The sequence below is a fragment of the Streptomyces spinoverrucosus genome, assembly GCF_015712165.1.
Taxonomy (GTDB): Bacteria; Actinomycetota; Actinomycetes; order Streptomycetales; family Streptomycetaceae; genus Streptomyces; species Streptomyces spinoverrucosus_A.
Genome location: NZ_JADPZX010000001.1, coordinates 4,672,034 through 4,698,258, shown reverse-complemented (window position 1 = coordinate 4,698,258; position 26,225 = coordinate 4,672,034). Strand labels below are relative to the sequence as shown.

General features: G+C 70.8%; 31 protein-coding genes and 1 pseudogene. 16 read left to right on the top strand and 16 right to left on the bottom strand.

Annotation, left to right across the window (positions count from 1 at the left end):
• Positions 1-218: 218 nt before the first annotated feature.
• From I2W78_RS21325 to I2W78_RS21315, 3 genes are all read left to right on the top strand, one after another.
• Positions 219-1,010: a class I SAM-dependent methyltransferase gene (locus tag I2W78_RS21325; RefSeq protein WP_196461865.1), complete on the top strand. Its 792-nt coding sequence runs from the start codon at positions 219-221 to the stop codon at positions 1,008-1,010.
• 312 nt (positions 1,011-1,322) lie between these two features.
• Entirely contained in the window at positions 1,323-2,405 is a 1,083-nt protein-coding gene (locus I2W78_RS21320; protein WP_196461864.1) for a C40 family peptidase, read from the top strand.
• 309 nt (positions 2,406-2,714) lie between these two features.
• Positions 2,715-4,061 carry a PP2C family protein-serine/threonine phosphatase gene (locus I2W78_RS21315; RefSeq protein ID WP_196461863.1) on the top strand — a complete coding sequence of 449 codons (1,347 nt, stop codon included), beginning with the start codon at positions 2,715-2,717 and terminating at the stop codon, positions 4,059-4,061.
• Between the two features lie 157 nt (positions 4,062-4,218).
• On the opposite strand, the gene I2W78_RS21310 is transcribed toward I2W78_RS21315, so the two are convergent.
• From I2W78_RS21310 to I2W78_RS21300, 3 genes are all read right to left on the bottom strand, one after another.
• Positions 4,219-4,551 (bottom strand): DUF2516 family protein, encoded by a 333-nt coding sequence (locus I2W78_RS21310; RefSeq protein ID WP_196461862.1) that lies wholly within the window; start codon positions 4,549-4,551, stop codon positions 4,219-4,221.
• Positions 4,552-4,741: 190 nt separating this feature from the next.
• Complete coding sequence (locus I2W78_RS21305) at positions 4,742-5,347, bottom strand: hypothetical protein (RefSeq protein ID WP_196461861.1); 606 nt, start codon at positions 5,345-5,347, stop codon at positions 4,742-4,744.
• 61 nt (positions 5,348-5,408) lie between these two features.
• Entirely contained in the window at positions 5,409-5,942 is a 534-nt protein-coding gene (locus I2W78_RS21300) for a helix-turn-helix domain-containing protein (RefSeq protein ID WP_196461860.1), read from the bottom strand.
• Positions 5,943-6,161: 219 nt separating this feature from the next.
• Between I2W78_RS21300 and I2W78_RS21295 the strand changes: the two genes are divergently transcribed.
• The 4 genes from I2W78_RS21295 to I2W78_RS21280 all read left to right on the top strand — a co-directional run bounded on the left by I2W78_RS21295 (position 6,162) and on the right by I2W78_RS21280 (position 7,795).
• Positions 6,162-6,662 (top strand): NUDIX hydrolase, encoded by a 501-nt coding sequence (locus tag I2W78_RS21295; protein ID WP_374222690.1) that lies wholly within the window; start codon positions 6,162-6,164, stop codon positions 6,660-6,662.
• A 171-nt stretch (positions 6,663-6,833) separates the two neighbouring features.
• Positions 6,834-7,358, top strand: a complete 525-nt coding sequence (locus I2W78_RS21290) for an asparagine synthase-related protein (RefSeq protein ID WP_196461859.1) — start codon at positions 6,834-6,836, stop codon at positions 7,356-7,358.
• A gap of 15 nt (positions 7,359-7,373) precedes the next feature.
• Positions 7,374-7,535 (top strand): hypothetical protein, encoded by a 162-nt coding sequence (locus tag I2W78_RS21285; protein WP_196461858.1) that lies wholly within the window; start codon positions 7,374-7,376, stop codon positions 7,533-7,535.
• A gap of 53 nt (positions 7,536-7,588) precedes the next feature.
• Positions 7,589-7,795, top strand: coding sequence for a hypothetical protein (locus tag I2W78_RS21280; protein ID WP_196461857.1), 207 nt, complete (start codon positions 7,589-7,591; stop codon positions 7,793-7,795).
• Positions 7,796-7,804: 9 nt separating this feature from the next.
• Here I2W78_RS21280 and I2W78_RS21275 read toward each other — a convergent pair whose 3' ends face one another.
• A complete protein-coding gene (locus I2W78_RS21275) occupies positions 7,805-8,917 on the bottom strand; it encodes an alkene reductase (RefSeq protein WP_196461856.1) in 1,113 nt (370 codons plus the stop codon).
• A 517-nt stretch (positions 8,918-9,434) separates the two neighbouring features.
• Positions 9,435-10,781, bottom strand: coding sequence for an aldehyde dehydrogenase family protein (locus tag I2W78_RS21270; protein WP_196461855.1), 1,347 nt, complete (start codon positions 10,779-10,781; stop codon positions 9,435-9,437).
• Positions 10,782-10,955: 174 nt separating this feature from the next.
• On the opposite strand from I2W78_RS21270, the gene I2W78_RS21265 reads away from it, so the two are divergent.
• Complete coding sequence (locus I2W78_RS21265) at positions 10,956-11,876, top strand: helix-turn-helix domain-containing protein (RefSeq protein WP_196461854.1); 921 nt, start codon at positions 10,956-10,958, stop codon at positions 11,874-11,876.
• Between the two features lie 146 nt (positions 11,877-12,022).
• Here the strand turns inward: I2W78_RS21265 and I2W78_RS41710 are convergent, their stop codons facing one another.
• On the bottom strand, positions 12,023-12,193 hold the full coding sequence (locus tag I2W78_RS41710) for a MarR family transcriptional regulator (RefSeq protein ID WP_374222729.1): 171 nt from the start codon (positions 12,191-12,193) through the stop codon (positions 12,023-12,025).
• A gap of 68 nt (positions 12,194-12,261) precedes the next feature.
• On the opposite strand from I2W78_RS41710, the gene I2W78_RS21255 reads away from it, so the two are divergent.
• Together I2W78_RS21255 and I2W78_RS21250 are read left to right on the top strand one after the other, a co-directional pair.
• Positions 12,262-12,501 (top strand): hypothetical protein, encoded by a 240-nt coding sequence (locus I2W78_RS21255; protein ID WP_196461853.1) that lies wholly within the window; start codon positions 12,262-12,264, stop codon positions 12,499-12,501.
• Between the two features lie 52 nt (positions 12,502-12,553).
• A complete protein-coding gene (locus I2W78_RS21250; RefSeq protein ID WP_196461852.1) occupies positions 12,554-13,189 on the top strand; it encodes a TetR/AcrR family transcriptional regulator in 636 nt (211 codons plus the stop codon).
• Between the two features lie 80 nt (positions 13,190-13,269).
• Here the strand turns inward: I2W78_RS21250 and I2W78_RS21245 are convergent, their stop codons facing one another.
• The 3 genes from I2W78_RS21245 to mdlC are packed head-to-tail and all read right to left on the bottom strand — an operon-like array spanning position 13,270 to position 16,100.
• On the bottom strand, positions 13,270-13,659 hold the full coding sequence (locus I2W78_RS21245) for a tautomerase family protein (RefSeq protein ID WP_196461851.1): 390 nt from the start codon (positions 13,657-13,659) through the stop codon (positions 13,270-13,272).
• A 21-nt stretch (positions 13,660-13,680) separates the two neighbouring features.
• On the bottom strand, positions 13,681-14,442 hold the full coding sequence (locus I2W78_RS21240; RefSeq protein ID WP_196461850.1) for an SDR family oxidoreductase: 762 nt from the start codon (positions 14,440-14,442) through the stop codon (positions 13,681-13,683).
• A 47-nt stretch (positions 14,443-14,489) separates the two neighbouring features.
• Positions 14,490-16,100, bottom strand: a complete 1,611-nt coding sequence (gene mdlC, locus I2W78_RS21235) for a benzoylformate decarboxylase (RefSeq protein ID WP_196461849.1) — start codon at positions 16,098-16,100, stop codon at positions 14,490-14,492.
• 198 nt (positions 16,101-16,298) lie between these two features.
• On the opposite strand from mdlC, the gene I2W78_RS21230 reads away from it, so the two are divergent.
• Positions 16,299-16,901, top strand: coding sequence for a TetR/AcrR family transcriptional regulator (locus I2W78_RS21230; RefSeq protein ID WP_307783725.1), 603 nt, complete (start codon positions 16,299-16,301; stop codon positions 16,899-16,901).
• A 57-nt stretch (positions 16,902-16,958) separates the two neighbouring features.
• Here the strand turns inward: I2W78_RS21230 and I2W78_RS21225 are convergent, their stop codons facing one another.
• Complete coding sequence (locus I2W78_RS21225) at positions 16,959-18,119, bottom strand: alpha-hydroxy-acid oxidizing protein (protein WP_196461847.1); 1,161 nt, start codon at positions 18,117-18,119, stop codon at positions 16,959-16,961.
• A 379-nt stretch (positions 18,120-18,498) separates the two neighbouring features.
• Complete coding sequence (locus tag I2W78_RS21220) at positions 18,499-19,296, bottom strand: acetoacetate decarboxylase family protein (RefSeq protein ID WP_196461846.1); 798 nt, start codon at positions 19,294-19,296, stop codon at positions 18,499-18,501.
• 106 nt (positions 19,297-19,402) lie between these two features.
• On the opposite strand from I2W78_RS21220, the gene I2W78_RS21215 reads away from it, so the two are divergent.
• The gene (locus I2W78_RS21215; RefSeq protein WP_196461845.1) at positions 19,403-20,020 is read left to right on the top strand and encodes a TetR/AcrR family transcriptional regulator; all 618 of its coding nucleotides are present in this window, start codon (positions 19,403-19,405) and stop codon (positions 20,018-20,020) included.
• 53 nt (positions 20,021-20,073) lie between these two features.
• Here I2W78_RS21215 and I2W78_RS40625 read toward each other — a convergent pair whose 3' ends face one another.
• Entirely contained in the window at positions 20,074-20,529 is a 456-nt protein-coding gene (locus I2W78_RS40625; RefSeq protein ID WP_374222728.1) for a GMC oxidoreductase, read from the bottom strand.
• A 55-nt stretch (positions 20,530-20,584) separates the two neighbouring features.
• Positions 20,585-20,902: pseudogene (locus I2W78_RS40620) on the bottom strand (ATP-binding protein); the annotation flags it as partial.
• A gap of 69 nt (positions 20,903-20,971) precedes the next feature.
• Here I2W78_RS40620 and I2W78_RS21200 point away from each other — a divergent pair.
• A complete protein-coding gene (locus I2W78_RS21200; protein ID WP_196461843.1) occupies positions 20,972-21,565 on the top strand; it encodes a DinB family protein in 594 nt (197 codons plus the stop codon).
• A 66-nt stretch (positions 21,566-21,631) separates the two neighbouring features.
• Here I2W78_RS21200 and I2W78_RS21195 read toward each other — a convergent pair whose 3' ends face one another.
• The gene (locus I2W78_RS21195; protein WP_196464661.1) at positions 21,632-22,210 is read right to left on the bottom strand and encodes a DinB family protein; all 579 of its coding nucleotides are present in this window, start codon (positions 22,208-22,210) and stop codon (positions 21,632-21,634) included.
• A 101-nt stretch (positions 22,211-22,311) separates the two neighbouring features.
• Here I2W78_RS21195 and I2W78_RS21190 point away from each other — a divergent pair, with 101 nt between their 5' ends.
• Positions 22,312-23,301, top strand: coding sequence for a helix-turn-helix transcriptional regulator (locus tag I2W78_RS21190; RefSeq protein WP_196461842.1), 990 nt, complete (start codon positions 22,312-22,314; stop codon positions 23,299-23,301).
• A 76-nt stretch (positions 23,302-23,377) separates the two neighbouring features.
• On the opposite strand, the gene I2W78_RS21185 is transcribed toward I2W78_RS21190, so the two are convergent.
• Entirely contained in the window at positions 23,378-23,728 is a 351-nt protein-coding gene (locus tag I2W78_RS21185) for a winged helix-turn-helix transcriptional regulator (RefSeq protein WP_196461841.1), read from the bottom strand.
• Positions 23,729-23,783: 55 nt separating this feature from the next.
• On the opposite strand from I2W78_RS21185, the gene I2W78_RS21180 reads away from it, so the two are divergent.
• Positions 23,784-24,677 (top strand): NAD(P)-dependent oxidoreductase, encoded by an 894-nt coding sequence (locus tag I2W78_RS21180; protein ID WP_196461840.1) that lies wholly within the window; start codon positions 23,784-23,786, stop codon positions 24,675-24,677.
• A gap of 10 nt (positions 24,678-24,687) precedes the next feature.
• Here I2W78_RS21180 and I2W78_RS21175 read toward each other — a convergent pair whose 3' ends face one another.
• A complete protein-coding gene (locus tag I2W78_RS21175) occupies positions 24,688-25,161 on the bottom strand; it encodes an HAD domain-containing protein (RefSeq protein ID WP_196461839.1) in 474 nt (157 codons plus the stop codon).
• Positions 25,162-25,350: 189 nt separating this feature from the next.
• Here I2W78_RS21175 and I2W78_RS21170 point away from each other — a divergent pair, with 189 nt between their 5' ends.
• Positions 25,351-26,202 (top strand): nitroreductase/quinone reductase family protein, encoded by an 852-nt coding sequence (locus I2W78_RS21170; protein WP_196461838.1) that lies wholly within the window; start codon positions 25,351-25,353, stop codon positions 26,200-26,202.
• Positions 26,203-26,225 lie beyond the last annotated feature (23 nt).

Below are 26,225 nucleotides of genomic sequence, written 5' to 3'. Positions count from 1 at the left end.
CGGGCCCTCAACGGGGTCCAACACCGGAAGGGTGTGCTCCATTTCCGGCCGATGGTTTTTTGCCGAACCATTACCGTTGATCGCTCAACCGTTCGAGGGTTGGAGTGTGCGACCGAGGTCTGGAGCACGCGCCGAGCGCCCATACCCTCGTACGTATGACAGCCCGCCCCGCGCCCCTCCCCCACTCTCGGCTTCGCCCGAGCAGGGGGACCCCCGTCGTGGGAACGGTGACGCGCGGGACGACCAATCCGAACCGGCTGCGGCGCATGGACCGCTGGATCGCCGCCGCGCACGGCCACGAACTGCGCCGCGCCGCCGATCCGGTCGCCGTCGACCTCGGCTACGGCGCCGCCCCCTGGACCGCCGTCGAGCTCCTCACCCGCCTGCGCGCGACCGCGCCGCACGCGCGCGTGGTCGGCGTCGAGATCGAACCCGCGCGCGTGGCCGCCGCGCAGCCGTACGCGCGCGAGGGGCTCGCCTTCCGGCACGGCGGCTTCGAGGTCCCGCTCCCCCAGCGGCCGCAGCTCATCCGCGCGGCCAACGTGCTGCGCCAGTACGACGAGGTGGAGGTCGCCGGCGTGTGGGAACGACTGTGCGCGCGGCTCGCACCGGCCGATCCGGCGAAGGGTTCGCGCGGCGGGCTGCTAGTCGAAGGGACCTGCGACGAGATCGGGCGGCGGCACGTGTGGGTCGCGCTCGGCCCGGAGGGCCCGCGCACGGTGACCTTCGCCACCCGGCTGGGGTCCCTGGAACGCCCCTCGGACCTCGCGGAGCGCCTGCCCAAGGCGCTGATCCACCGCAACATCCCCGGCGAGCCGGTGCACGCCTTCCTGCGCGACTTCGACCGCGCCTGGGCCGCCGCCGCGCCCTACGCCTCCTACGGCGCCCGCCAGCGCTGGATCAGGGCCGTACGGGACCTGACGGCCGACTGGCCGGTGACGGACGGTCCGGCGCGCTGGCGGCAGGGGGAAGTGACCGTGCGGTGGGGGGCGTTGGCGCCGCGCGCGTGAACAGTGCGATGGGGGCGTTGGCGCGCCGCGACCGTGAGCAGTGCGATGGGGGGCGTTGGCGCGCCGCGCGCGTGAACAGTGGCCCCAAGGCCGTTGGTGCCCCGGACGTTCGGCCTTGGCCCCTCGTTTCCCCGGTGGGCCGGAGCGCGGGGAACGATCTCCATGAGTCGTTCGTCACAAAGGCGGGGGGATCGCCGTACGACGGCCGGAATGGGGGAGGGAGTCACTGCCTCTGTCGTTTTGCGCCACGGCATGGCACGATCGCCCGGGCGTTCGATGTTACTGACGGGCAATCAGTTTGGGGGCAGAGGTATGACCAGGGGCAAGCGCGGCCTGATCGCCGCGGCCGTGACCGTGGTCTGTGCGGTCACCGTGCTGGCGGCACCGGGAGCGGCGTTCGCGGCACCCGCACCGACCCCCACCCCGTCCTCGACGCCCGGTTCGGCTCCCGCCACGAACGAGGAACTCGAAGCCGTCCGCAAGCGGCTCGACACCCTCTACCGCGAGGCCGCCTCCGCGACCGACGCCTACAACGCGGCGGAGGAGAAGGCCGAGCAGCAGTCCGCCGAGATCGTCGCGCTCGCCAAGCGGATCGTCGAAGGCCAGGAGAGGCTCGACGAGTTGAAGAAGCGCGCCGGCGCCGCGGCCGCCGCCCAGTACCGCACCGGCGGCCTCCCGCCCGAGGCCCATCTGATGCTCAGCGACGACCCGGGCGAGTTCCTCGACGGCACCGGCCGTGTCCTCCAGGGCGAGCGCGCCACGAAGCATCTGCTTCAGGAAATGACCCGCACCCAGCAGGACTTGCAGCAGTACGCCAAGGACGCCTCCGCCCAGTGGCAGAAGCTGGAGGCGGGCCGCAAGGCGAAGTCCGCCGCCCAGAAGAAGATCGAGCAGCGGATCGAGGCGGCGGAGAAGCTGGAGTCCCAGCTGGAGAAGGAGGAGAAGGAGCGCCTGGCCAAGCTGGAGGAGGAGGCCGCGTACCAGGCGCAGACCGCCTGGCTGGACACCGGCGTCCTCGACGAGATCGACGGCACGGCCACCGAGCAGGGCAGGAAGGCCGTGGAGTTCGCCACCGAGCAGATAGGCAAGCCGTACGAGTGGGGCGCCGAGGGCCCGAAGACGTACGACTGCTCCGGACTGACCTCCCAGGCCTGGGCGGCGGCCGGCAGCGCCATCCCGCGCACCTCGCAGGAGCAGTGGAAGCAGCTGAAGCGCATCGACGTCAAGGACATGCGCCCCGGCGACCTGATCATCTACTTCGGCGACGCCAGCCACGTCGGGATGTACGTGGGCGAGGGCGCGATGGTGCACGCCCCGCGGCCGGGGCGCACGATCACGATCGCGGGTGCGGGTTCGATGCCGATCCTGGGCGTCGTACGGCCACAAGCGGGCTGAGGAATCGCTGCCGCACGCCCCCGAGGATCACGGCGACAGAGCCCGGACGACTCCGGTGACGCGGGCCACGTGACCCACCGCACGCTCCCCCGCCGCCAAACCTGCCGAGGACGTGACCTTCGTCATCCCGGACCGGGCGGCGTCCTGTCCAACTGCGGTACGGAACGCGGCATATGACAGTGGCCGACCATCGAGCGGCGTGCCTCACACCATTCCGTTGCGGCGCCGACACCCGCTATGGTCCCGGTCGGTGGGTCGAGGTCCCTCGCACCCGCCATGCCCTCGGGGGGAGGGAAGGAACCCAGGACAATGCCCGTACCCGTACCGCGGCAGAGAGCGATCCCGGCCGTGGAGAGTGGTCAGGCGCAGGCCGCGCCCGCAGTCCGCGGCCTCTCCGGTGCATCCGGTGATCCCGGTACTGAGGCTCCGCGCAAGGAAGCGCACAAGGAAGAGAAGGCCGCGAAGACCACCAGCACCCTCACTGACACCAACCTCACACTGCTGCTGATCGAGGACGACCCCGGCGGCTCCCCGATCGTGCCCGAACTGCTCGACCAGGCCGGCAAGCCGATCCGGATCCGCACCGCCCGCAACCTCACCGAGGCCGAGCGGCTGCTGACCGACGACGTCCACTGCATCCTGCTGGACCTCGCGCTGCCGGCCCCCGGCCGGGCCGACGACAGCGACGACGAGCTGTCGGTCCTGCGGCACGTACTGGAGCTCGCGCCCCGGCACGCCGTCCTCGCCCTCACCGCGTCCGGCGACGCCGAGCGCGGCGCCGAGGCTGTCCGCGTGGGCGCCCAGGACTACCTGTTCCGCGACGAGCTGGACGGCCGGCTGCTGAGCCGCGCCATCCGTTACGCCGTGGAGCGGAAACGTTCCGACACGGCCGAGCGGCGACTCGCCGAGGGCCGGCTGCGCGCCCAGGAGAACCGCCGACTGGAGCGCGGCCTGCTGCCCACACCGCTGCTGCACGGCTCCTCGCTGCGCTTCGCCGCCCGCTACCGCCCCGGCCGCTCGCGCGCGCTGCTCGGCGGCGACTTCTACGACGTCGTCCGCACCCCGGACGGCACCGTGCACGCCATGATCGGCGACGTCTGCGGGCACGGTCCCGACGAGGCGGCGCTCGGCGTGGAGCTGCGCATCGCGTGGCGCGCGCTGACGCTGGCGGGCCTGTGCGGGGACGAGCTGCTGAACACGCTGCAGCAGGTGCTGGAGCACGAACGCTCGGACGACGAGATCTTCGCGACCCTGTGCACGGTCGACATCGCGCCCGACGGCCGCCGTGGGGGCCTGTGCCTGGCCGGTCACCCGGCCCCGCTGGTCGCCCGCCCCGGCCGCGCGCCGCGCCTGCTGCCGTACGACAACAACGGTCCCGCCCTCGGCCTGCTGCCGGGCGCCCGCTGGCCGCGGATGCAGGTGGAGCTGGGCCGGGAGTGGAGCCTGATGCTCTACACCGACGGCCTGATCGAGGGCCACATCGGCGAGGGCCGCGAACGGCTCGGCCAGGACGGCATGGTGGAGATGATCAGCCGCCAGCTCTCCGAGGGGCTGCGCGGGGAGGCGCTGTTGCGGGCCGCGGTGAGTGAGGTCCGCGATCTCAATGGCGGCGAACTGACGGATGACGTGGCTGTGCTGCTGCTGGAGCGCGCGTAGCCGTAGCCGCGAGTGGCTACGGCGACCGCGAGTGGCTACGGCGACCGCGAGTGGCTCCGGCGACCGCGAGTGGCTCCGGCGACCGCGAGTGGCTCCGGCGGCCGCGAATGGCTCCGGCGGGTGCGCCGTCGCGCTCGGCTCAGCGCCTCCGTGGCGTTTACCGGCCGCCGTTGTAGGGGCCGTACGGGCCGTCGCTGCTCGAACCCCGGCGGGCGCGGCCGCCACCCGGGAGGCCGCGCAGGGCCGGGCGTACGTCGACCATGTACACGATCGTCGCGATGAGGCCGATGATCGGCAGGAACGACAGGATGTTGAAGATCAGGTTCACCACGAAGGCGAGCCCGAGGATGATCAGCCAGAAGGGCTTGGTCTGCTTGTCGGCCGCGCGGTAGGCATCCTCGCGGCGGGTGGCGGCGTCGAACAGCGCGAAGCCGCTGAAAAGGATCAGGGCCATGCTCAACAGCCACATGAACCCGACGAACCCCTGCATCAGCACAACGTCCACCACCCGTGTCGGCTAGTCCCTACGCGGCCACCGTACCCGCAACCGCCTGCCCGCTACCCGGACAAACGGGCCGGGCACCCCAGGAGTGCCCGACCCGTTACCGATCACCCGTTCGTGTTACTCAGCGTGATCGCGGACGTGGTCCGCAGAGGGAGGTCGTCCGCAGAGGGTGGTGTTACTTGCTCGACGGCGTCGTCTTCTTGGCCGGGGTCGTCTTGCGAGCGGCCGGGGCCTTCTTCGCCGCGGGCTTCTTCGCCGAGGCGGCCTCGGACTTGGCCTCGGTCGAAGCCGCGGCGGGCTTGTCCTGCTTGGCCTCGGCCGACTTGGTCTCCGGCTCGACGGCGATGGCCAGCTCCTCGATCTCCTCGGCCGCCTCGCCCCGCCAGGTCCGCACGGCCTGCTCACCGTGCTCGGCGACCTTCTCGTAGGTCTCGCGGGCCTTCACGGCGTACTCGGCGGCCATGCCGACACCGCGCAGGGCGAGGTCCTGGGCGGTCTCGCCCAGCTTCTTCAGGTCGGAGTCGAGGGAGCCGATGAACTCGTTGACCTTGCTCTGGACGTTCTCCTGCGTCTCCTTGACGCGGGCGGTGGCCTTCTCCTGGACGGCCTTGGGGTCGGTGTTGCGAACGGCCTCGATACGGGCCGGCGCCTCGGCGCGCAGCTGCTCGACCAGCCCCGGCACCTTCTTGGCCTGCTGGAAAGCCAGGTCGGCGGTGCCGGCGGCGAAGTAGAGCGGCCGCGGGTCGGTGAGGGTCTTGCGCAGGTCGTCGGTGATGGCCATGGTGCTGGTCCTCCCGGTGGCTTTCTTTGAGGGTTTTTGGGTCCCGCTGTGTCCGCCCGGCTCAACCGGCGGATCGCGGGTGCGGGTCGGCGTCGCCGCCGTCGGCGGCGCGAGGGTCGCGTACGGCGTTGTCGCCCCTGCCGCTGCTGCCGTCGCCGTCTCTTATGCCGCTGAGATCGCTGAGATCGCTGCTGTCACTGCTGTCACTCAGGTCCCCGTCCTGCGCCGCGCTCACCTTGCCGGCCTCGAAGCCGTTCTCCTTGCGGAACGACTCGTAGACCTGGAGCAGCACCTGCTTCTGCCGCTCGTTCAGCGTGGGGTCGGCGAGGATGACGGCGCGCGTCTCCACCTCGTCCCGATCCCGTTCGGCGTCGAGGATCCCGGCCCGCACGTACAGCGTCTCGGCGGAGATCCGCAGCGCCTTGGCGACCTGCTGCAACACCTCCGCGCTCGGCTTGCGCAGCCCGCGCTCGATCTGGCTCAGATACGGATTGGACACTCCGGCGGCGTCGGCGAGCTGCCGCAGCGACAGCTGCGCGTTGCGCCGCTGCTCGCGCAGGTACTCACCGAGATTGCCGACGTTGAGCGATGCCATACGTCCACCATGCCGCGCCCCGCTAACTATTGCAAGCACCTGCTTGCAATAGTGCGCCGCGCCACTCGGACGTCCTATTGAGCCTGAGCACGATAGGTGTCGCATTTGCCGACAACCGTCGTCATCCGGGTCCGGCCTCCTGGTGCAGGTGCTCTCGCGACGCCCTCCTCGGGGCGCCGGGAAGCGGCGTTGTCGGTGGGCTCTGTCAGGGTGTGCCTCGTGGATGAAGTGGTGGAGCGTGTCGACGGTCAAGATCGCGTGCTGGGGGTGGTCAGCCGTCGGGAGGCCAACCGGGAGGGTTGGCTGCATCGGGTCGCCGTGACGGCGTGTCGTGATGATCGTGGCCGGATCCTCGTCCACCGACGGTCGGAACAGGTATCGCGCTTCCCCGGGCTCTATGAGGTCGAGGTCGGTGGCGCCGCAAATGTCGGCGAGTCCTATGAACAGGCCGCCGCGCGGGAACTGGCCGAAGAGCTGGGCATTCGTGCGCTGCCGCGCCTGCTGTTCACGTTCATCAACCGCAGCGGTTTGAGCCCTCACTGGCTCGGCGTGCACGAAGCCGTGGTGCCGGACGCCGTGGTCCCCGATCCCGATGAGGTCGCCTGGCATGGCTGGCTGACCGAGCCGGAGCTCGCCTCGGCTCTGTCGGAGTGGCGCTTCACCCCCGACAGCCACGAAGCCTTCAGCCGGTATCTCGCGTTCCGGAGCGCGCAGTCATGACCTTGCCTGCCTCGCGGACTGGGACGCCCGCTTGCAGCCAACGCGCCTTGCGAGAGGGCGCTACGTGACTTGATGTCCGCATTGCCCTGTCGGCTGGGGTAGGCAGGCTGCTCGGAGGGCCGCCGGGCGGCTATGGCCGCGGCTGGGCGAACGATCCCTGGGGTCAACACCGTGCCCGGCCCGCTGTGGCGGGCCGTGAAGACTGCGGCGCGGGGACGACCGTACGCCCTGGCGCGGGCGGCGAAAGCGGTCGCGGCCGGACAACTGCTGGGTGACGGCCTCGGAATGTGGACGTGGTGTCCCATCGGCGCGGCCATCCAATGCCTCACCCCGCACGGACGGCAGGTGGTCGCCCGGATGCTCGAAGCCTCCGCGCGGGTGGCGGGCGACGTCAACGCCGGCGAATGGGAGGACTGGACCGCGCTGCGCTACAACGGCGCCGCCATACGCGACTGCGCACCGCTGTTCGCCGAGCACGGCGTGAACCAGGTGAGCCCATTCCTGGACAACGAGGTCGTCACAGCCTGCCTGCGGATCGGTGCCGGAGAGCGGCGCCGTCCAGGTGTCTACAAACCCCTGCTGGCCATGGCCCGCCCCGACCTGCCGGACCGGCTGACCGGCAGGCAGAGCAAGGCCGCTTCACGCCGCTGCTGTACGCGGGCCTGCGCGCCCACCACCAGGAGCTGCACGAGCTGATCGACGAGCACGCTGGTGGGGCACGGGCTGATCGACGCCACAGCGGTGCACACGGCGCTGGACGCCGGCGCGGCGGGGATCGGCCGGCCGCCGCTGCCCGCGCTGAAGAACTTCCTCATCACGTCCTGGTGGCTGTCGCACACCATGCCCCTGGCCCCGACCGGGGGTTCCCGGTGAACTTGCGGGTGCCGCCCTGTCATAGGCGTCAGCTGTGGCCGAAGGCCGCCGCGGTGGCCACGCACGAGAGCGATGTGCTCGACGAGGTCACCGAACGCGGGCTGCTGACCCGGAACCTGCGGACTGTCAACGCCCTGACGGACCCGACGGTCCTCGAGCCGGTGATCGCCGGTGGGATCGCGGGCTCAAAGGGGCGGGCACGGTGCCGCCGGTCGGGCGCCTGTCCATGGGTGACGGGGCTGCCGCATGGACAGGCGTGAGAGTGGGCCTCAAGCTGCTTCGAGGAAGGGGTAGTCGGTGTAGCCCTCGGCGCCCGGCCCGTAGAACAGTTCCGGTCGCGGCTCGTTCTCCGGGTGGCCACCCTGCCAGCGCGCGACCAGGTCGGGGTTGGCGATGAGGGCCCGGCCTACGACCACGGCGTCGGCGTGGCCGGCCTCGATCTGCTGGAGCGCCTGCTCGCGGGTGGTCTGCCCCCCGAAGGGGCCGCTGTTGACGATCAGCTTGCCGCCGAAGCGCCGCCGCAGCTCCTGTACCAGGTCGCCGCCCGGCTCGGCGTGCAGTACGGAGAGGTAGGCCAGGCCCAGCGGGCGCAGTTGGTCGAGCAGGGTGCCGTAGGTGGCCAGGACGTCGTCCCGGTCGGTCTCGAAGACGTCCCCGAGGTCGACCTCCGGCGAGATCCGCAGCCCGACCCGCTCGGCACCGACGGCCTGGGCGACCGCCGTGACGACCTCGACGACGAAGCGGGCGCGGTTCTGCGGCGAGGCGCCGTATTCATCGGTGCGCTGGTTGGCCGCCGGGGAGAGGAACTCCTGGAGCAGGTAGCCGTTGGCGCCGTGGATCTCCACGCCGTCCGCTCCCGCCCCGATGGCCCGGCGGGCCGCGGCGGCGAAGTCCTCCACGGCTGCCCGGATCTCTGCAGTGGTCATCGCTTCCGGTACGGGGTAGGGCTGCTCGCCCTTCTCGGTGAACGTCTTGTTGTCGATGGCGATCGCGCTGGGGGCGAGGATGCGGCGGCCGCCGTTGATGTCGGGGTGGGTGCCGCGGCCGGCGTGCATGATCTGCAGGACGATGCGGCCGCCCTCGGCGTGCACTGCCTCGAACACCCGCTGCCAGCCGGCCGCCTGCTCGTCGGTGGCGATGCCCGGCTCACCGACATAGCCCTGCGAGGCGTGGTCGGGGTAGGTACCCTCGGTGATGATCATTCCGACGCTCGCCCGCTGCCGGTAGTACTCGACCATGAGGTCCCCGGGGATGCCGGAGGAACCGGCCCGGACCCGGGTCAGCGGTGCCATGACGATGCGGTTGGCGAGCTCGATCTTCCCGAGAGAGACGGGGGAGAAAAGCGACGAAACGGGCGAAACCTCTGAAGTGTTGACAGGCATGGGTTGCTTTCTTTCTGCAATACGGAGGGAAACGGGATGAAGGCCTGTGGCGCAGAGGGTCCACGCTGTCCCGGAGGAGGCACGGATGCGGTCCTCGGACAGGGGCGGGCCCGCTGACGGTGACGCGGTTTTAAGGACCGCGATCGGGGTGTGGGTGGTGCCGGCGGCGAACGCGGTGGGAGCCACACGCCGTCGGCGTCGGTGTCGACGCCGCTCAAGCGCAACTGCCCACCGGAGCAGGGGTGTTCGCTCTTTGCGCACGATCAGCAGCCGGCCAGGTGACGAAGTCATGGGTGCCGCTGCCGGAGCCGGTACGCATCGGTGGCTGCAGGCCACGCCGCGACCCGACCGACTCCCTCCACACGCCCCCGCGACGAGGACCGATACACGGCTTCACCTGGAACGCGCTTGGGGCGGGGGCGGGACCAGCGATCTCAGCGATCCTCAATCTCACCGGCCTGAGGTACTTCCGCCGGCCGATCGCCCATCGGGCAGCCTGCTTCACGACAGCGCGAGGCTAGCTGAGCGGCACGTCCGCGACGCCCTTGAGGTGGCTGAACGTCTCGAGGGAGTACCGGCCGTGGTAGCGGCCCATGCCGCTTTCGCCGACGCCACCGAACGGCAGGCCGGTCATGAGCAGTTGCATCACCGGCTGGCCCCAGGCGACACCGCCGGAGGACGTCTCGTTCAACAGGCGCGACTTGGTGGCCTCGGACTCGGTGAAGGCGTAGAGCGCGAGGGGCTTGTCGCGTTCGTTGATGAAGGCGATGGCGGCATCGAGGTCTTCGACTTCGACGACGGCGAGGATCGGACCGAAGATCTCCTCCTGCATGACCGGCGATGCGGGGTCGACATCGGTGAGCACCGTCGGTGCGATGAACAGGTCGTCACGGTCGTGCTGGCCTCCCACCGCCGCCCGGCCGGAGTCCAGCAGGGCGGTGAGCCGGTCGAAGTGCCGCTCGTTGATGACCCGGCCGAAGCCGGCCGAGGACTGCGGGCTGGTGCCGAACTGGGCCTCGACCGCCGTGCGCAGGGCGGGGACCAGTGCGGCGGCGGTGGCAGGATCGGCCAGGACATAGTCGGGGGCTATGCACTGCTGCCCCGCGTTGCCGAACTTGGCGCCGACCAGCCGCTTCGCGGTCTCGTCCACGTCGGCGTCAGGTGCCACGAAGACCGGTGACTTGCCCCCGAGTTCGAGCGTGACGGGGGTGAGGTTCTTGGCGGCTGCGGCCATGACGATCCGGCCGACCGTGCCGTTGCCGGTGTAGAAGATGTGGTCGAAACGCTGTGCCAGGAGGGCCGTGGTCTCCTCGGCGCCCCCCTCGACCACGGTGAGCACGTCAGGGTCGAAGTACTCACGCAGCAGGCGTGCAGCGACCGCCGAGGTGTGCACCGAGATCTCGCTCGGCTTGGCCACCACGGTGTTCCCGGCGGCCAGGGCGCCGATGATGGGGTCGATGAGAAGGTGCAGCGGGAAGTTCCACGGGGCGATCACCAGGACGACCCCGAGCGGGTCGTAGGTGGTGTAGGCCGTGGTCGTGGGACCGAAGTGGGCAGGAACCTCCACCGGGCGGGGCTGAAGCCAGTTCTCGAGATTCGCCAGCGTCTCGTCGATGTCGGCGACGGTGAAGTCGATCTCCTGCGTCTTCGCCTCGGCGGCGTTCTTCCTCAGGTCCTTCCAGAGCGCTTCGATCAGCTCCTGCTCGTTCTCGACCAGCAGCGCCCGCAGCCGCCGCAGCTGCTCCACGCGCCAGTCCAGTGGGCGGGTGACGCCGGTGTTGAACGTCGCACGAAGGCGGCCGACCACCTCCGCGGCCGTTTCGCTCCGGTGCGTCCTCGACTCGGTCCCCTGTGTTGCGGTCATGGGGTGTACTCCGTTCCTGATGCAAGCCACGCCCCGGCTGCCTTCCAGCCGGGCACAAGTGCCAGCGTGCTGGACGATCCGGTATTCACCCAGGTCACGGCTTCGTGTACACCCGCTGTGCCTACCACTGACTGGTGCAGGCTGGTGTGCGTCCGACCGTGGATACTCGGAGGCATGGACGAATACCCCGAACCGGTGCACGAGCCCGCCGACGGCGCTCTGGACCCGCGTGCCGAGCTCAGCGAGTTCCTGCGCACCCGGCGGGCCCGGCTGAAGCCGGAGGACGTGGGCCTGCCGGACTTCGCGCGGCACCGGCGGGTGCCGGGGCTGCGCCGCGAGGAGCTGGCGCAGCTGGCCGGGGTGTCGGTGGGGTACTACACGCGCCTGGAGCAGGGCAACGGGCGGCACGTGTCGGCGGAGGTCCTCGACGCCATCGCCCGCGCGCTCAGGCTGAGCGAAGCCGAGCGCGCCCACCTCACGCACCTGGCGAAGCCGAAACAGAAGAAGAAGCCGGCCGGCCGCACCCAGCGGGTGCGGGGCTCCCTGCGGACACTGCTGGACACCATGGAAGGCGGCCCGGCGATCCTCGTGGGGCGGCGGGGGGACATACTCGCCTGGAACCGGATGGCCGCGGCGGTCTTCGGCGACTGGGCCGAGCTGCCCGCGCACGAGCGGAACTGGGCGCGGCTGGTGTTCCTCAGGCCCGAGTACAGCGACCTGTTCGTGGACTGGGAGCAGAAAGCGAACGACGTCGTCGCTCAGCTGCGCCTGGACGCCGGCTCCCATCCCAACGACCCCCGGCTGTCCGCGCTGGTGGGCGAACTCTCCGTGAAGAGCGAGGAGTTCAGGCGGCTGTGGGCCGCCCACGACGTCAAGGACAAGTGCCACGGCATCCTGCGCCTGCACCACCCGCTCGTCGGCGAACTCGATCTCCGTCTCGAGTCGTTCCACCTGGCCGACGACCACGAACAGACGCTGGCGACCTACCACGCCGAACCGGGCTCCCCGTCGGCGGAGGCACTACGACTGCTGGCCAGCTGGGGCACCGACGCGACAAGGACGGGAGCCGGGATGCCGCCGGCACGCACGGCTTGATGAACAGTTGATCATCGGTAGTTGACTGCGCGCCTCGGCCCCGGCACGCGCCGTCTCGCCGGCCCCCGTCGCAGCGTCGGCATCCCGCGCCCCCTCGGAACCGCCCGCTACCGCCGCACCCGCAGCTCCTCCGCCCGTCGCGCCAGTCACACCGGCCTGACCAGTTGCCGACGGCGGTTGCCGGGGTCCGTGTTCTTGGTGATGAGGCCGCGGGCCACGAGCCGGTCGAGAAGGGGTGTGAGCGTGGACCGGTCGACGGCGGCGAGGCTGCCGATGCTCTTCTGGTCGAGGCTTCCGTGCTCGTCCAGGACGTGCAGTCGCGCGAACCACGGAAAACCGAAGTACGTGCGCAGATCCCGGGCTGACTGGCTGACTCACGCTCGAGGTGGCGTTCTACATCGTGCTACTGCCCCTGCGCTTGCTGACCTACCGTTACATCGAAGCACCGAGCCGGACTTGGGCCGCAGCTCTGACTCCCGCCGGTCATGAACGAGCGGCTCTGGGCCGTCGGCAGGCGCAGGAGACAAGCCGCTGGATCGAGGAGCTGCTCGGACCCGAGCGGCTCGCGACCCTGACCCGGCTGCTCAAGGAGCTCGGCGACGCCGGCCGCGACCAGCAGTCGTAGTGCCGCAACGGCTGTTTGACACTGAACTCAAGCGGCTGCTTGAGTTCATGCCGTGACACGGGCGGAAAAGGCGGATCTGCGCCGAGAGGCTGGTCAGCGCACGCGGGACGGCCTGCTGACGGCTGCCCTTGAGCTGCTCGCAGAGCGGGGCCAGGAGGGCGTGACGCTCCGCGAGATCACAGATCGCGCCGGTGCCAACGTCGCCGCGGTGAGTTACCACTTCGGCTCACTGAAGGCGCTGTGCGACGCTGCGATCGAGCACGCGTTGGAGCGCTATCTGGACGCCCAGATCCTGGCACTCGAATCCGTCGGCTCCACCTCAACACTCCAGGAGCTGGCGGCAGCCTTTGTCCGGCCGATGGTGCGCGCGCTGGCGGCCGGTGGACAGGACCTGGCCGTGATGCGGACCGTCGCGCGCGTCGGCATTGATCCGCCCGAGGGGTGGGAGCGGCTGGCCGGCAAGTTCGAGCAGACTCGCTCCGACGCCCTCCGGGTACTCACAGCGAACCTTCCCGGTGTGGACGAGCAGGAACTGATCTTCCGTACGCGCTGCGCGGCCGGCCTGCTGAACTGGCTCGCCCTGGCACCCATCGGCGCCGAGCTGACCGCCATGCCCGCCGAGCGGATCGAGCGGCAGCTGTCCTCCGTGGTGGCCGGAGCGTTCCACGGGTACCCCGCCGACGGTTAGGGCCTGTCCAGGCCAGACGGTTAGGGCCTGTCCAGGCCAAAAGGTGTCCGCGCCCGGTGGCGCGGCGTTCAGGCGCCGGCTTAGCGCAACCACTCCTTTTCCTCACCTGGTTCGGGCAGCACGCGACCCCCTTCGACAGCGGACCGGGCGGGGCCGTCCTGGAGCACCACCATGGTCCGGCTCTCGTCCATGCCGGAGATCCGGACGATGGCTGAGGACAGTTCCTGGGCCAGTCGCGTCGCCTCCTCCTGCGGATGGCCCCGCCGCACCCAGCCGGTGAGGATCAGCGGTGTCGCCGGCTGCCCGCCCGCGAAGACACTGTCCGCGGGCAGCTCGGAGAAGACCACGTTGACGTACGCCGGTGGCACGTGGTTGACGTCGACGTGGATCCGGGTGATCTCGGCTGCCAGCAGGGCCTTCACCTCGCTGGTCAGCGATCCCTGGGCCGCCGTGCAGGTGTAGATGGGCATGATGGCTCCTCAACTCCTCTGTCAGAAGCCTTTGCGTACGCCGCCGTCGATCTGAAGCATCGCGCCCGTCAGGTAGGACGCGGCGGGCGACAGGAGGAAGGCGGCGCTGCGGCCGAATTCGTCCGGGGTTCCGAAGCGCCGCAGGGGGATGCCGGCGGCCGCCCGTTCAAAGGCCGAGTCGGGGTCGCGGGAGGGTCCGTAGAGTTCGCGTGCCCGGTCGGTCTCGATGTGGGCGGGCACGAGGCCGACCACGCGGATGCCCCTTGGGCCCAGCTCGTCGGCGAGGCCCTTCGCATACCCGGCCAGAGCCGGCCGCAGGGCGTTGGAGGTGGCGAGCCCGGGAATGGGTTCGTACACGGAGCTGGACAGGACGAAGCCGATGACACCGCCCTCGCCCAGTTCCGCCGCGGCGGCGCGGGAGAGCCGCACCGCGCCGAGGAAGACCGACTCGAACGCGGCGCGCCACTGGTCGTCGTCGATCGTGTCGGAGGTACCTGCGGGCGGCCCGCCGACGCTGATCAGCATCCCGTCCAGGTGATCGAAGGCGTCACGCGCCGCGGCGACGAGCCGGTCCGGCGTTGCGCTGTCGGCGTTGTCGGCCACGACACCGATCGCCTGTCCGGGGCCGCCGAGCTCCTCGACCGCGGCGGCCACCGATTCCTTGCCGCGGCCGCTGACGACCACCCTCGCACCGTCCGCCACCAGCTCGCGCGCGGCTGCCCTGCCCAGTCCGCGGGTGCCACCGGTGACGATGTACACCCGGTCCTTCAGTCCGAAATCCATGACTGTCGTTCCTTGTCCGATGCGTCTGATGGTGCGGACCGCACGCCCTACAGCATGGCTTTCTGGGTTTGTGTGGTGACGACGATGACGGTGGTGGTGTTCGCGGTCAGGGCCGACTTGAACTCCCGCTCCAGATCCTCGGTGGTCTTGACGTCGACGGCCCGGCATCCGAAGCCGCGGGCCACGGAGGCGATGTCGAGTCCGGGCAGGTCAAGTCCGGGGACGCCCGGGGTCTCCTCCAGTACGGCGAACGACTTCAGGATCGAGTACTCGTGGTTGTGCATGACCACGTAGACGATCGGGAGGTTGTGCTGGGCCGCCGTGTAGAGGGCCTGTACGGAGTACTGGAGGGACCCGTCGCCGATCAGACCGATCACCGGCCGCTGCACGCCCCGGTCCCGGTCGCCGAGCGCGACGCCCACGGCGGCCGGGGTGCCCCAGCCGATGCCGCCGCTGGCCGTGGCGAAGAACGATCCGGACCGTGTCGTGGGAAGCCACTCGATCTGCTGCGCCATCGTCGACGTCGACTCGTTGACGATGACCGCGTCCGGCGGCCGGACCTTGCTCAGGGTGGCGTACACCTCGGGCGGGGTAAGCGGGCTGTTCGGCTCCTGCGGCAGCACGCGGGGGCGCGGCATCGGCTGCGGAGCGGTCCTCGCGGATCCCTCGGCGACCATGTCCAGGAGCAGCTCGATCGCCAGCTTGGGGTCACCGAGCAGGCTGTCGCCCATCCTCGCCGCGGCGGCGACGTCGGGATTGCCGGTGATCTGCAGCAGCTCGGTGCCTTCGGGGAGGTAGTCGCCGGGCACGTAGGGGTAGTAGCGGAACACCTCGGCGCCGATCACGACCACCAGGTCGTGCCCGGTCAGCCGGTCGCTGATGGACTTCACCGACATGCCCAGCGGGCCGCCGAAGAGGGGGTGGTCCTCGGGGAAGGAGGCGCGGTCCAGCAGCGGGGCCCCGTAGACGGCCGCGCGCAGCTTCTCCGCGAGGGCGACGGCCCCGTCCCAGCCGCCCGCGCGGTCGACCTCGGGTCCGAAGACCAGTGCGGGACTGCGGCTGGCGGAGATGCGCTCGGCGAAGGTGCGCAGCCGCCCCGTGTCGGGAGCCATTCGGTCGCTCAGCGTGCGCACTCGGGTGAAGCCCGGCAGGGGACGCTTCCAGTCGTCCATGGGGATCGACAGGTAGACCGGTCCCGTCGGCGGCTGCAGCGCCGTCGCGTAGGCGCGCATGAAGGCCTCGGGGACGTCTTCGGCGCGGAGGGGCTCGTAGGACCATTTCACCCACGGCTTCGGCATCTCGGTGGCCTCGCGGTTGCCGAGATACGGATCCCCGATCACCAGCTCCCGGTGCTGCTGGCCGGAGGTGATGATCAGAGGCGTGTTTCCGTGGTAGGCCGCCACCAGGTTGCCCATCGCGTTGCCCACCCCGGCCGAGGAGTGCAGGTTGATCAGAGCGGGGCGGCCGGTGACCTGGGCGAAGGAGTCGGCCATCGCGATGACGGACGCTTCCTGCAGCGCCAGGACGTAGGTGAAGTCCTCGGGGAAGTCCTGGAGGAACGTCTCCTCGGTGGAGCCGGGGTTGCCGAAGACGGTGGTGAGTTCGAGCCTGCGCAGCAGGTCGTAGGTGACGCTGCGGACGGTGGATTGCTCAGTCATGGTTGTTGCCGACTTTCATACTGGTGCCGGGAACCGGGTCAAGAGCGCTGCAAGTGAGGTGAGCGCCGCCGATATCAGCAGGGTGAGGCGGCAGTTTGGGAGCACATGTCGACTCCCTGGCTAAACTATTTGACATATGCATACGAGCACGGGTTGCGGCTGTCCGCAAACGGAACGAAAGGGGACGGAGGGCGCACCGTGAGTACCGCGAGCGAATACACCGACCCCCGCGTCACGCGGACGATCGCTGCCTTGCAACGGGCCGTTGTGGAGCTCGCCTCGCGGCAACCGGCCTCCCGGATCACCGTCGCGGAACTGGCCGCGCGCGCCGGGGTCACCCGGGCGACTTTCTACAACCGCTACAGCACCCCCCTCGATCCCCTCGTCGCGGCCCTCTACGCAGACCTGGAGACCGGCCACCGGCTGGAAGACCGGCGCCGCGCCGAGGGATACCCGGGCCCGGAGCTGCTGCGGCTGGCCATTACAGAGGTCGCCGACCATGTCGAACGGTTCACGAGCGTCTACCGGCACGCCCTCGACGATCCGGCGGACCGCGGCGTCTACGACGCGTTGGTCCGCCACTTCAACGACTACGCCCTCGCCTTCCTCGCCCGCGCCGACAGCGCCTGCGTCCCGGACGCCGACCACGAGGTGATGGCCCAGTTCCTCGCCCACGGCTTCGCCGGAGCGATCAGGGCCTGGCTCCGTGACCCGGCCGCCACCAAGGACGACCTGGTCGACGCCGCCGTGGCATGCGCCCCTGCCTGGTGGGCGGACGCAGGCGTCTCCGAGGACGGTTGACCGGGGGCAACGCTGAGCGAGGCGAGCCTTGGGCCCGCAAGCCCCCTGGCCGACGCGTCAGTTGAGGCGGCGGAGGGTGTCGGGGGTGAGGTCGGCGAGGGTGGGGTAGCCGTCGACGGCCATGAGCAGGTCGGCCTCGGCCAGCAGCGAACGCAGGACGTGGACGACGCCGTCCGTGCCGGCCAGAGCCAGGCCGTAGAGATAGGGGCGGCCGACGCCGACCGCGGTGGCGCCCAGGGCGAGGGCCTTGATGACGTCCGCTCCGGTGCGGACGCCCGAGTCGAACAGGACGGGCAGACCGTCGGCGGCCTCCACCACCTCCGGTAGGGCGTGGAGCGCGGGCAGGCCGCCGTTGGCCTGTCGGCCGCCGTGGTTGGAGCAGTAGACGCCGTCCACGCCGCCGTCCTTGGCGCGACGGACGTCGTCGGGGTGGCAGATGCCCTTGAGGATCAGCGGCAGGTCGGTGATCGACCGCAGCCAGGGCAGGTCGTCCCAGGTGAGAGGGTTGCCGAAGGTCCTCGCCCAGTGCAGCACCGCCGCGGCCGGGTCGTCCTCGGGAGCCTTGGCGAGCCGCGAGCGGAAGACCGGGTCGCTGGTGTAGTTGGCCAGGCAGTGGCCGCGCAGTTGGGGGAAGTTGCTGACCCCCAGGTCCCGGGGCCGCCAGCCGGTGATCCAGGTGTCGAGGGTGACCACGATGCCTTTGAAGCCCGCGGCCTCGGCCCGGTGGACCAGGCTCTCGGCCACCTCCCGGTCGGTGGGGGTGTAGAGCTGGAAGAAGCCCGGCGTGTCCCCGAACTCGGCGGCGACCTCCTCCATCGGATCGACGGTCAGGGTGGAGGCCACCATCGGCACGCCGGTGCGGGCGGCGGCACGGGCGGTGGCGAGGTCACCGTGACCGTCCTGTGCGCACAGACCGACCACCCCGACCGGAGCCATGAACACCGGCGTGGGCAGGCGCATCCCGAACAGGTCGACGGACAGGTCGCGTTCGGTGGGGCTGACCATCATGCGGGGGACGAGACCCCACTGTTCGAACGCCCTGACGTTGGCCCGCTGGGTGTGCTCGTCGCCGGCGCCGCCGGTCACGTAGGAGCGCACCGCGGGCGGCATCGCCGCCTCCGCCAGCGGCTTCAGTTCGTCGGAGATCATGGGCAGGCCCGGTACCACCCCGCGCAGCCCGTCGAGGTAGATCTCGTTCTGGTAGTCGGCGAAAGCCACGATTGGTCCTCCTTCACGCCCGCCGGTGCGGGTCCTCGAAGTCCATGTCAGCGTTGATCAGCGCCCTGCGCCCGGCGGGGTGCGCAGCCAGTCCTTCTCTTCTCCAGGCTCGGGCAGGGGCCGGCCGGCCGCGACGGCGGACCGCGCCGGACTGTCCTGGATCACTGCCAGGACACCCTTCTCTCGCACTCCTGCGATGCGGGCGACCGCCGCGGACAGTTGGGGTGCCAGACGGGTCGTCTGCTCCCGCGCATGTCCGCGTGACTGAGTCGAAGGCGGTCGGGCCGAGGAGTGACGCGGGGCGGGCGGGGACTCCGTCCAGCGGTGCCCGTCGGTGGGGTGATGACGGGGTCCCCGCCTCGCGTCCGACCGTCCCGGTTCACTCGGTGGGGTCGGTGAGGGTCTTGAGGTCGTCGACCGTGTAGCCGAGGTCGAGGCGGAAGCCCTTGCCGGTGCGCCGGACCGGCAGGTCGGCCAGTTCCTCACCGCGGGCGGGGAGGAAGGACAGCTCGCCCGAGCCGACCCAGGCGTCGGCAAGTCGTACGTCGTCCAGGACCGACATCACCAGTTCGTGGACGGCCGGCTGGTCGTGCTTGCCCGCGGCGAGCTGGGGGAAGTGGCGGAGGTTGACCAGCGGGCGGCCGAAGAACGTGGCCGGGTCCTCGACGGGCTGTTCCAGGGTGACCTGGGCCTCGGCGATGCGCTGCCCGGCGGCGGAGGCGGTGGCGCCGAACCGTCCGCCGGGGGCGAGCAGCGGGGTGGCGGGGGTCTGCACGGCGTAGGCGCGGGTCTGGTGGACGCTGCCGAGCTTCTTGGGGAAGCCCTGGACCCAGCCGCGGGCCAGCGCCGCGTCGTTGTCGACGTAGATGTAGGGGCACCAGGCCACCGCGGTGTCGTTCCAGCGGGCGTTGAGGGTGACCAGGAACTCGCGGTACTGGCTGCGCACCGGGTCGAGGTAGTCGTCGCCGGAGGCGGCGTACTGCCAGTCGATGAACATGGCCACGCCGCGTCCGGAGGTCTCCGGGTCGGGGGTCAGGCCGTCGGGGAGGGCGGCCTCGGCGGCGGCCGGGTCGGTGAAGAACTCCACGCCGACGACGGTGCCGGCGTAGTGCCAGGGCGGGGCGGGGGCCAGGTTGGCCTCGCCGCGGGGGGACAGGGGGACGGTGTAGCCCTTCATGGCGGGCTCCCTTCCATCGGAGGCTACGAAACGTAGCGTTTCACTCGGACGGGACGACCGTAGTACACCTTGACCCAAGAACGCAACGCTACGTATCGTTCTATTCATGAATCTTGTATTCGCCTCCCACACAGGAGCCACCCCCCGCTCCGCCCCCAAAATCCTCAGCGCAGCGCGGGACATCCTCACCGCACGCGGCTACCCGGCCCTCACCATCGAGGCCGTCGCAGCAGAAGCCGGCGTCGGCAAAACGACCATCTACCGCTGGTGGCCCAGCAAAGAAGCACTGGTCGCCGACGCACTCGCACAAGCCTTCCGCGGCGACGACATCCCCGACCTCGGCGACACCCGCGCCGAACTACGCCGAGCCGTCGACATGACCATCGACAACTACGCCAACAAGGACGTGGCCGTCACCCTGCCCGCACTCGCCGCGGACCTCTTCCCCAACACCGAACTCATGGCCCGCTTCCGAGAAGCCTTCCTCCTGCGCAAACGCCACAAGATCGCCGTCGCCCTGCGCCGCGGCATCCAACGCGGCGACCTCCCCGCCGACCTCGACACCGACCTCCTCCAGGACGTCTGGGCCGGCACCATCCTCTACCGCCGCCTCATGATCGACTCCCCCCTCGACGACAACCTCGCCGAAAGCCTCGTCCAACTCGCCCTCACCTCCTCCCCCGCCCTCACCAAGCCTGCTCACACGGGAACGCCGGAAGCCTGAGCGACGGAGGAGCCCACATGACCGAGAGGCTCGAAGGTCTGGTGTGCGGGCGCCTACGCACGGGTGCGCAGCAGGTCTGCCGCTCGCTCGGCGATCGCGTAGACCGTGGCGTTGGTGTTGGCGCCGGGGATGGTGGGCATGACGGAGGCGTCCGCGACGCGCAGACCGTCGATGCCGTGTACGCGTAGCCGGGGGTCGACGACCGCCATCGGGCCGGTACCCATCCGGCAGGCGCCCACCGCGTGGTGGTACGCGTCGGTGTCACGGCGCAGATAGTCACGCAGCTCGCTCTCGGTGTGCACCTCGGGTCCGGGGAGCGCCTCCTTGTCGCGCCAGAAGTCGAATGCCGGCGAGTTGCCGAGCAGGCGGGCCCTGTCGAGTGCGGTGAGCATCGTGGCCATGTCGCGGTCGTCGCCGTAGTAGTTCGGGTCGATCAGCGGTGGGGTCGCGGGGTCGGCGCCGGCCAGCCGGACCGAGCCCCGGCTGTGGGGGTGCAGCGCCGAGAACACGATCGTGTAGCCGTTCGCGGGCCCTGGCAGCGACGGCGGGTGGAACGGTACGTCGATGAGGAACACATGCAGGTCGGGAGCGTCGAGTTCGGGTCGGGTGCGCACGGCCGCGACGAGCTCGCCGTGGCTGTTCCGACCGGGCGGAACGGGCCGCGCCGCGCGGCTCGGACTCCACGCCCCCGGCCTCGGCGGTGCGGCACCCCGTCGCCCGCCGGCGGGCGTAGTCCAGCAGGGCCGTCTTGCCCACTCCGGGCTCGCCGCGCAGGACCAGTACCGAACTCCGGCCCGCCCGGGCACCCTCCACCAGGCGATCCAGCACCTCGCACTCGCGGCCCCGACCGCGCAACCCGGCCCCGGCATGGCCGTCGGGCATCGCCATAACCGATGGTAGGAACGGCGGCCACTGGCTTGGCAAGTCGTCCGTGCACGGCAGACTGCCCCCATGACAGCAACGGATGCCAAAGCCGACCTCCACTTCTACCTGCAAGGTGCCCGCGATGCCCTGCTGTGGAAGCTGGAGGGGCTCTCCGAGTACGACATACGCCGTCCCATGACGCCGACCGGTACCAACCTCCTGGGGCTGGTGAAACACACGGCCAGTGTGGAGTTGGGGTACCTCGGCGACACCTTCGGGCGGCCGTCCGGTGAGCCGCTGCCGTGGGTCGACGAGGGGGCCGAGATGAACGCGGACATGTGGGCCACCGCCGACGAGTCCCGTGAGTTCGTCGTGGAGCTCTACCGCCGGGCGTGGGCGCACTCGGACGCGACGATCGACGCGCTGGCGCTGGACACCGTCGGCAGGGTGGCGTGGTGGCCGGACGGCAAGAACGAGGTGACGTTGCATCACGCCGTGGTGCGTGTGATCGCCGACACTCAGCGGCACGCCGGGCACGCCGACATCCTCCGGGAGCTCATCGACGGTGCCGTGGGGATGAGGGAGGACAACCCCGCCATGCCGTCGGGCGACTCGGCGTGGTGGGAGGACTACCGCGGCAGGCTGGAGCGCGCGGCCCGGGAGGCCGACGGGGGCGCGTGACGCCCGGATGTGCCGCACCGGGCGGCGGTCCGGCATGCGGCCGCCGCCCGTTTCCGGCTCACCGCGTCAGGTGGACGTCTGCCCGTCGAGCGCCTCGCGCAGGATGTCCGCGTGCCCGGCGTGCTGGGCGGTCTCGGCGATGATGTGCAGCAGCGCCCCGCGCACACTGCGCACCGCTCCCGGCTCGTTCCACGGCACCTCCGGCAGCGGGTACGTCGCCGACAGGTCGGGGACGGTGGCGAGGATCTTCTCGCTCGCGGCGGCGACCTCCTCGTAACGCCGCAGGACCCCGGCCAGCGTCTCGCCGGGCTGCATCCCGAACTCCTTCTGGTGGTCGATCATCCACTGCGGCACCGCGGGCGCGGTACCGGCCGCGAGGTCGGCCCAGGTGACGCCGTCGGGCAGGTCGTAGCGCATCGTCGAGGGGCCCTCGGCCGCGAAACGCATCCACATCTCCTCCATGGACGCGACGTGCTTGATCAGCCCGCCCACGCACAGCGCGCTGACCGTCGGACGTTCGCCGGCCTGCTCGTCACTGAGCTCGCGGGTCGTCCGGACGAGGGCGGCACGCGCGGTCGCGAGCGCGGCGAGCAGGTCGGACCGCTCGGCGTCGAGCGGCGAGGCGGGGGGAGTCGTGGCAGTCACGGTGATCGGGCCCTTCCGGTCGTTCTCGGTGTTCGGCACGGGACCACCGTCGCAGCGGAAGCGGTCAGGTCGTGACCGCTACTCGGGGCAGTATCCGGGGCATGCCGAAGACCTCAGCGCGACTGCTGTCGCTGCTCTCCCTGCTCCAGGCACGCCGGGACTGGCCGGGGACGCTGCTGGCCGAGCGGCTGGACATCAGCCCGCGCACCGTGCGCCGCGATGTCGAACGCCTGCGCGAGCTCGGCTATCCCATCGTCACCACCAAGGGTCCCGACGGCGGCTACCGGCTCGCCGCCGGCAGCGACCTGCCCCCGTTGCTGTTCGACGACGAGCAGGCCGTCGCCCTCGCCGTGGCTCTCCGGATCGCCACCACCGCCGGTGCCGGTGTCGAGGAGGCCGCGGCCCGTGCGCTGACCACCGTCCGGCAGGTCATGCCCGCACGGCTGCGCCACCGCATCGACACCGTCCAGGTCACCGCCGTCGAACGGCCGCCCCGCCCGGACCCACCGGTCGACAGCGGCGTGCTCGTGACGCTCGGCGCTGCCGCCCACGCCCGTGAGGTCCTCCGCTTCGACTACCCGCCCGGCGTGGACGACGACGGCGTCCCGACCCCGCCGCGCCGGGTGGAGCCCCACCATGTCGTCACCCGGGGCGGCCGCTGGTACCTGGTCGCCTGGGACCTCGACCGCGCGGACTGGCGCACCTTCCGCGCGGACCGCATCGCCCCGCGCATCCCCACCGGGCCGCGCTTCACCCCGCGCGAACTGCCCCGAGGCGATGTGGCCGCCTTCCTGACCGACAGATTCCGGGGCTCCGGCGGCACCGGCGACTGGCCCTGTCGCGGCGAGGTGATCCTCGGCCTGCCCGCCGCCGTCGTGTCCCGCCACGCCCACGACGGAGTCGTCGAGGAACTCGGCCCGGACCGCTGCCGGCTCGTCCTGGGCTCGTGGTCATGGACCGGCCTGGCCGCCGCCATCGGCAGATTCGACGCCGACATCGAGGTGATCGGCCCGACCGAGCTCAGGGACGCCTTCGCACACCTGGCCCGCCGCTGCGCCGACGCCGCGCGCCCACGCGGAGACGCCACCTGACCTGCCGCTCGGTCTACCCACTTTTTTGTGGGTACTTGGCACCGCGCACCCCCGGCGAGAGGCTGAGAGCCGGTGGTCAGGAGGCCGACGAAGTCACGGCGAGGCGCTCCAGACGGCGGTGGCCCCAGTCGGAGAGGGGAGCCAGTGTCTCGGAGAGTTCGCGGCCGAAGTCGGTCAGGGAGTAGACGGTCTTCAGGGGCAGTACGTCGTGCACCTCGCGGTGTACGAGGCCGTCCGTCTCCATCTCGCGCAGCGCCTGGGTCAGCACCTTCTCGGTGAGGCCCGGCAGCTTCCGGCGCAGTTCGCCGGGGCGGTGCGGGCCCGACTCCAGGAGCCAGAGCAGGGACGTCTTCCACTTGCCGTCGATCACCGCGATCGCGGCGGTCACTCCGCAGACGTTGGGATCCTGGGCCTGCCTACGCGTCACCTTTGCCCCTTTTGTGATGAATTGTTCTTATCGTTCTCAAGGGAGTTGAACAAATATGTCCATGTACGACGACCAGTCTGCCGTCACGGTGCTCGGTCTGGGCCCGATGGGCCGCGCGCTGGCGGGTGCCTTCCTGGACGCCGGTCTGCGGACCACCGTCTGGAACCGCACCCCCGGCCGGGACGCCGAGCTGGTCGCCCGCGGAGCGACGGCGGCCGGTACGGCCGAGGAGGCGGTCGCGGCGAGCGACCTGGTCGTGGTCTGCGTGGTGAACTACGACGCCTCCGACGCGATTCTCCGGCAGCCCGCGGTCGCCGACGCCCTCAAGGGCCGCACGCTCGTGAACCTCACCGCCGACACCCCGGCCCGGGCCCGCGACACCGCTGACTGGGCGGGCGGGCACGGCGTCCGCTACCTGGACGGCGCGATCATGACGCCGACCCCCACCATCGGCACGCCCGAGGCGGTGTTCCTGCACAGCGGCCCGGAGGAGGTGTACCGCGCGCACAAGCCCGTCCTGGACACGCTCGGTGGCACGCACACCCACCTCGGCGAGGACGTCGGACGGGCGGCGGCGTACGACATCGTGCTGCTCGACATCTTCTGGACGGCGATGGCGGGCTATGCGCACGCCCTGGCCGTGGCCCGCGCGGAGGGGATCACGGCACGCGAACTGGCGCCGTTCGCGCAGGGCATCGGCGCGATCCTGCCGCCGCTGTTCGAGGCGTTCGCGGGCGATGTCGACGACGCCACCTACTCCGGCGAGCTCAACCCGATCACCTCGGCGGTCTCCTCCATGTCCCACATCATCGAGGCCTCCGAGGCCCACGGCATCGAGGCGGGCGTGATGCGCGCGGTGGAGGGCCAGGCCCGCCGCGTCATCGCCCTCGGCCACGGCACGGACGGCTTCACCCGGGTCACGGACCTGCTGAGCCGCCACGGCCACTGAACCGACACCGTCAGCCACCGCCCACCCACCCCGCCAGCAGGGCGAAGTCCGCGTCCGTGAGCCCCACCCGATGGTCCACGCGATGCGGCAGGGCCCGCCCGGGGTGGTGGGCGGCCACCCAGTCCCGGTCGGCGGCGGTGATCTCGTCGTCGAGCCAGACAAAGGGCCGGCCCGCCGCCCAGGCCACGAGCGGCCGGGTCTTCCAGTGCACCGGGCCGGGCCGTTCCACCTCGTCCGGCCAGTCCACGACCGGCAGCTGGGGCAGGCCGAGCCAGGGCGCCATGACCTCGTTCGCCTCGTCCAGCCAGGTGGTGGCCCACACCAACTCGCAGCCCAGCGCGAGCAGTCGGGGGCCCAGCGCCGGGTCGACCCTGGTCAGCAACGGGTGCGCGGCGCCCCGCTCGAAGGGCGTCTCGTACGCCGGATACGGAGCCGCCGACCCGAACGGGAGCAGCGTTCCGTCGATATCCAGGAAGAGCAGCACCGCGCCTAGGCTACTGTGGCCGCATGACTGCCGGGTTGGCGGCCAAGTGCCGCGGACGAGTTGGGTGCCCGGCCTCTGAATGAGGCAGTGGCGGGCCCGGAGCCCGCCGATCTCTCTCTGCGCGTTTTGCGCGTTCGCTCACCGACGACCAGTGACGACCACCGCCAGAGAGAGAAGAGAACAACGAGCATGCCCAACGACACCATCAACAACTTCAACCAACAGATCATCGAGGAGTTCCGCGCCTACCGGGGCCACGTCGGAGGCCACTTCGAGGGCGCCCGGCTCATCCTCCTCACCACCACCGGCGCCCGCTCGGGTGCCGAGCACACCACCCCCGTCGCCTACCTCCCCGACGGCGGCGACCGCATCCTGGTCATCGCCTCCGCGGCCGGCGCCCCCAGGCATCCGGCCTGGTACCACAACCTCCTCGCCCATCCCGAGGTCACCGTGGAGAGCGGCGCGTTCACCTACCAGGCGCGGGCCGTGGTGCTGGAGGGCGAGGAACGCGACCAGGCCTTCGCGCGCGCCGTCGAGACGGACGCGGGCTGGGCGGCGTACCAGGAGAAGGCCGGGCGGGTGATACCGGTCGTGGCGCTGTACGAGATCGCGGGCCACGGCCCCGGGAACATCAACGCCGGTTCCATGGGCGAGGCGATCAAGGTCGTTCATGATGCTTTCCGGCGCGAACTCGCGCTGATCCGGCAGGAGATGAACAGAGCAACGGGAAACAGCGGCTCCCTCGGCGCCCAGCTGCGGGTCAACTGCCTCACCTTCTGCCACGGCCTGCACAACCACCACACCGGCGAGGATCTCGGCCTGTTCCCGTTCCTGGCCGACCGCAACCCCACGGCCGCCCCCGCCATCGAACGGCTGCGCGAGGAGCACGACCGCATCGCCGAGCTCGTCGAGGACCTGCGCAGGGCGGTCGCGACGCAGGACCCGGCCACCGCCCGCACCGAGGTCGAGCGCCTCACCGCGGAGCTGGAGGCGCATCTGACGTACGAGGAGGAGCAGTTGATCCCCCTGCTCGACGCCTGACGTTCCTTCGGGCGCCTCCGGGA

What these genes read in the sequence shown, in the direction of transcription:
- I2W78_RS21320 (WP_196461864.1), top strand. Translation starts at nt 1,323, where the DNA reads ATGACCAGGGGCAAGCGCGGCCTGATCGCCGCGGCCGTGACCGTGGTC.
- I2W78_RS21315 (WP_196461863.1), top strand. Translation starts at nt 2,715, where the DNA reads ATGCCCGTACCCGTACCGCGGCAGAGAGCGATCCCGGCCGTGGAGAGT.
- I2W78_RS21310 (WP_196461862.1), bottom strand. Translation starts at nt 4,551, where the DNA reads ATGCAGGGGTTCGTCGGGTTCATGTGGCTGTTGAGCATGGCCCTGATC.
- I2W78_RS21305 (WP_196461861.1), bottom strand. Translation starts at nt 5,347, where the DNA reads ATGGCCATCACCGACGACCTGCGCAAGACCCTCACCGACCCGCGGCCG.
- I2W78_RS21300 (WP_196461860.1), bottom strand. Translation starts at nt 5,942, where the DNA reads ATGGCATCGCTCAACGTCGGCAATCTCGGTGAGTACCTGCGCGAGCAG.
- I2W78_RS21275 (WP_196461856.1), bottom strand. Translation starts at nt 8,917, where the DNA reads ATGCCTGTCAACACTTCAGAGGTTTCGCCCGTTTCGTCGCTTTTCTCC.
- I2W78_RS21270 (WP_196461855.1), bottom strand. Translation starts at nt 10,781, where the DNA reads ATGACCGCAACACAGGGGACCGAGTCGAGGACGCACCGGAGCGAAACG.
- I2W78_RS21265 (WP_196461854.1), top strand. Translation starts at nt 10,956, where the DNA reads ATGGACGAATACCCCGAACCGGTGCACGAGCCCGCCGACGGCGCTCTG.
- I2W78_RS21245 (WP_196461851.1), bottom strand. Translation starts at nt 13,659, where the DNA reads ATGCCCATCTACACCTGCACGGCGGCCCAGGGATCGCTGACCAGCGAG.
- I2W78_RS21240 (WP_196461850.1), bottom strand. Translation starts at nt 14,442, where the DNA reads ATGGATTTCGGACTGAAGGACCGGGTGTACATCGTCACCGGTGGCACC.
- mdlC (WP_196461849.1), bottom strand. Translation starts at nt 16,100, where the DNA reads ATGACTGAGCAATCCACCGTCCGCAGCGTCACCTACGACCTGCTGCGC.
- I2W78_RS21220 (WP_196461846.1), bottom strand. Translation starts at nt 19,296, where the DNA reads ATGAAGGGCTACACCGTCCCCCTGTCCCCCCGCGGCGAGGCCAACCTG.
- I2W78_RS21215 (WP_196461845.1), top strand. Translation starts at nt 19,403, where the DNA reads ATGAATCTTGTATTCGCCTCCCACACAGGAGCCACCCCCCGCTCCGCC.
- I2W78_RS21200 (WP_196461843.1), top strand. Translation starts at nt 20,972, where the DNA reads ATGACAGCAACGGATGCCAAAGCCGACCTCCACTTCTACCTGCAAGGT.
- I2W78_RS21190 (WP_196461842.1), top strand. Translation starts at nt 22,312, where the DNA reads ATGCCGAAGACCTCAGCGCGACTGCTGTCGCTGCTCTCCCTGCTCCAG.
- I2W78_RS21180 (WP_196461840.1), top strand. Translation starts at nt 23,784, where the DNA reads ATGTCCATGTACGACGACCAGTCTGCCGTCACGGTGCTCGGTCTGGGC.
- I2W78_RS21170 (WP_196461838.1), top strand. Translation starts at nt 25,351, where the DNA reads ATGCCCAACGACACCATCAACAACTTCAACCAACAGATCATCGAGGAG.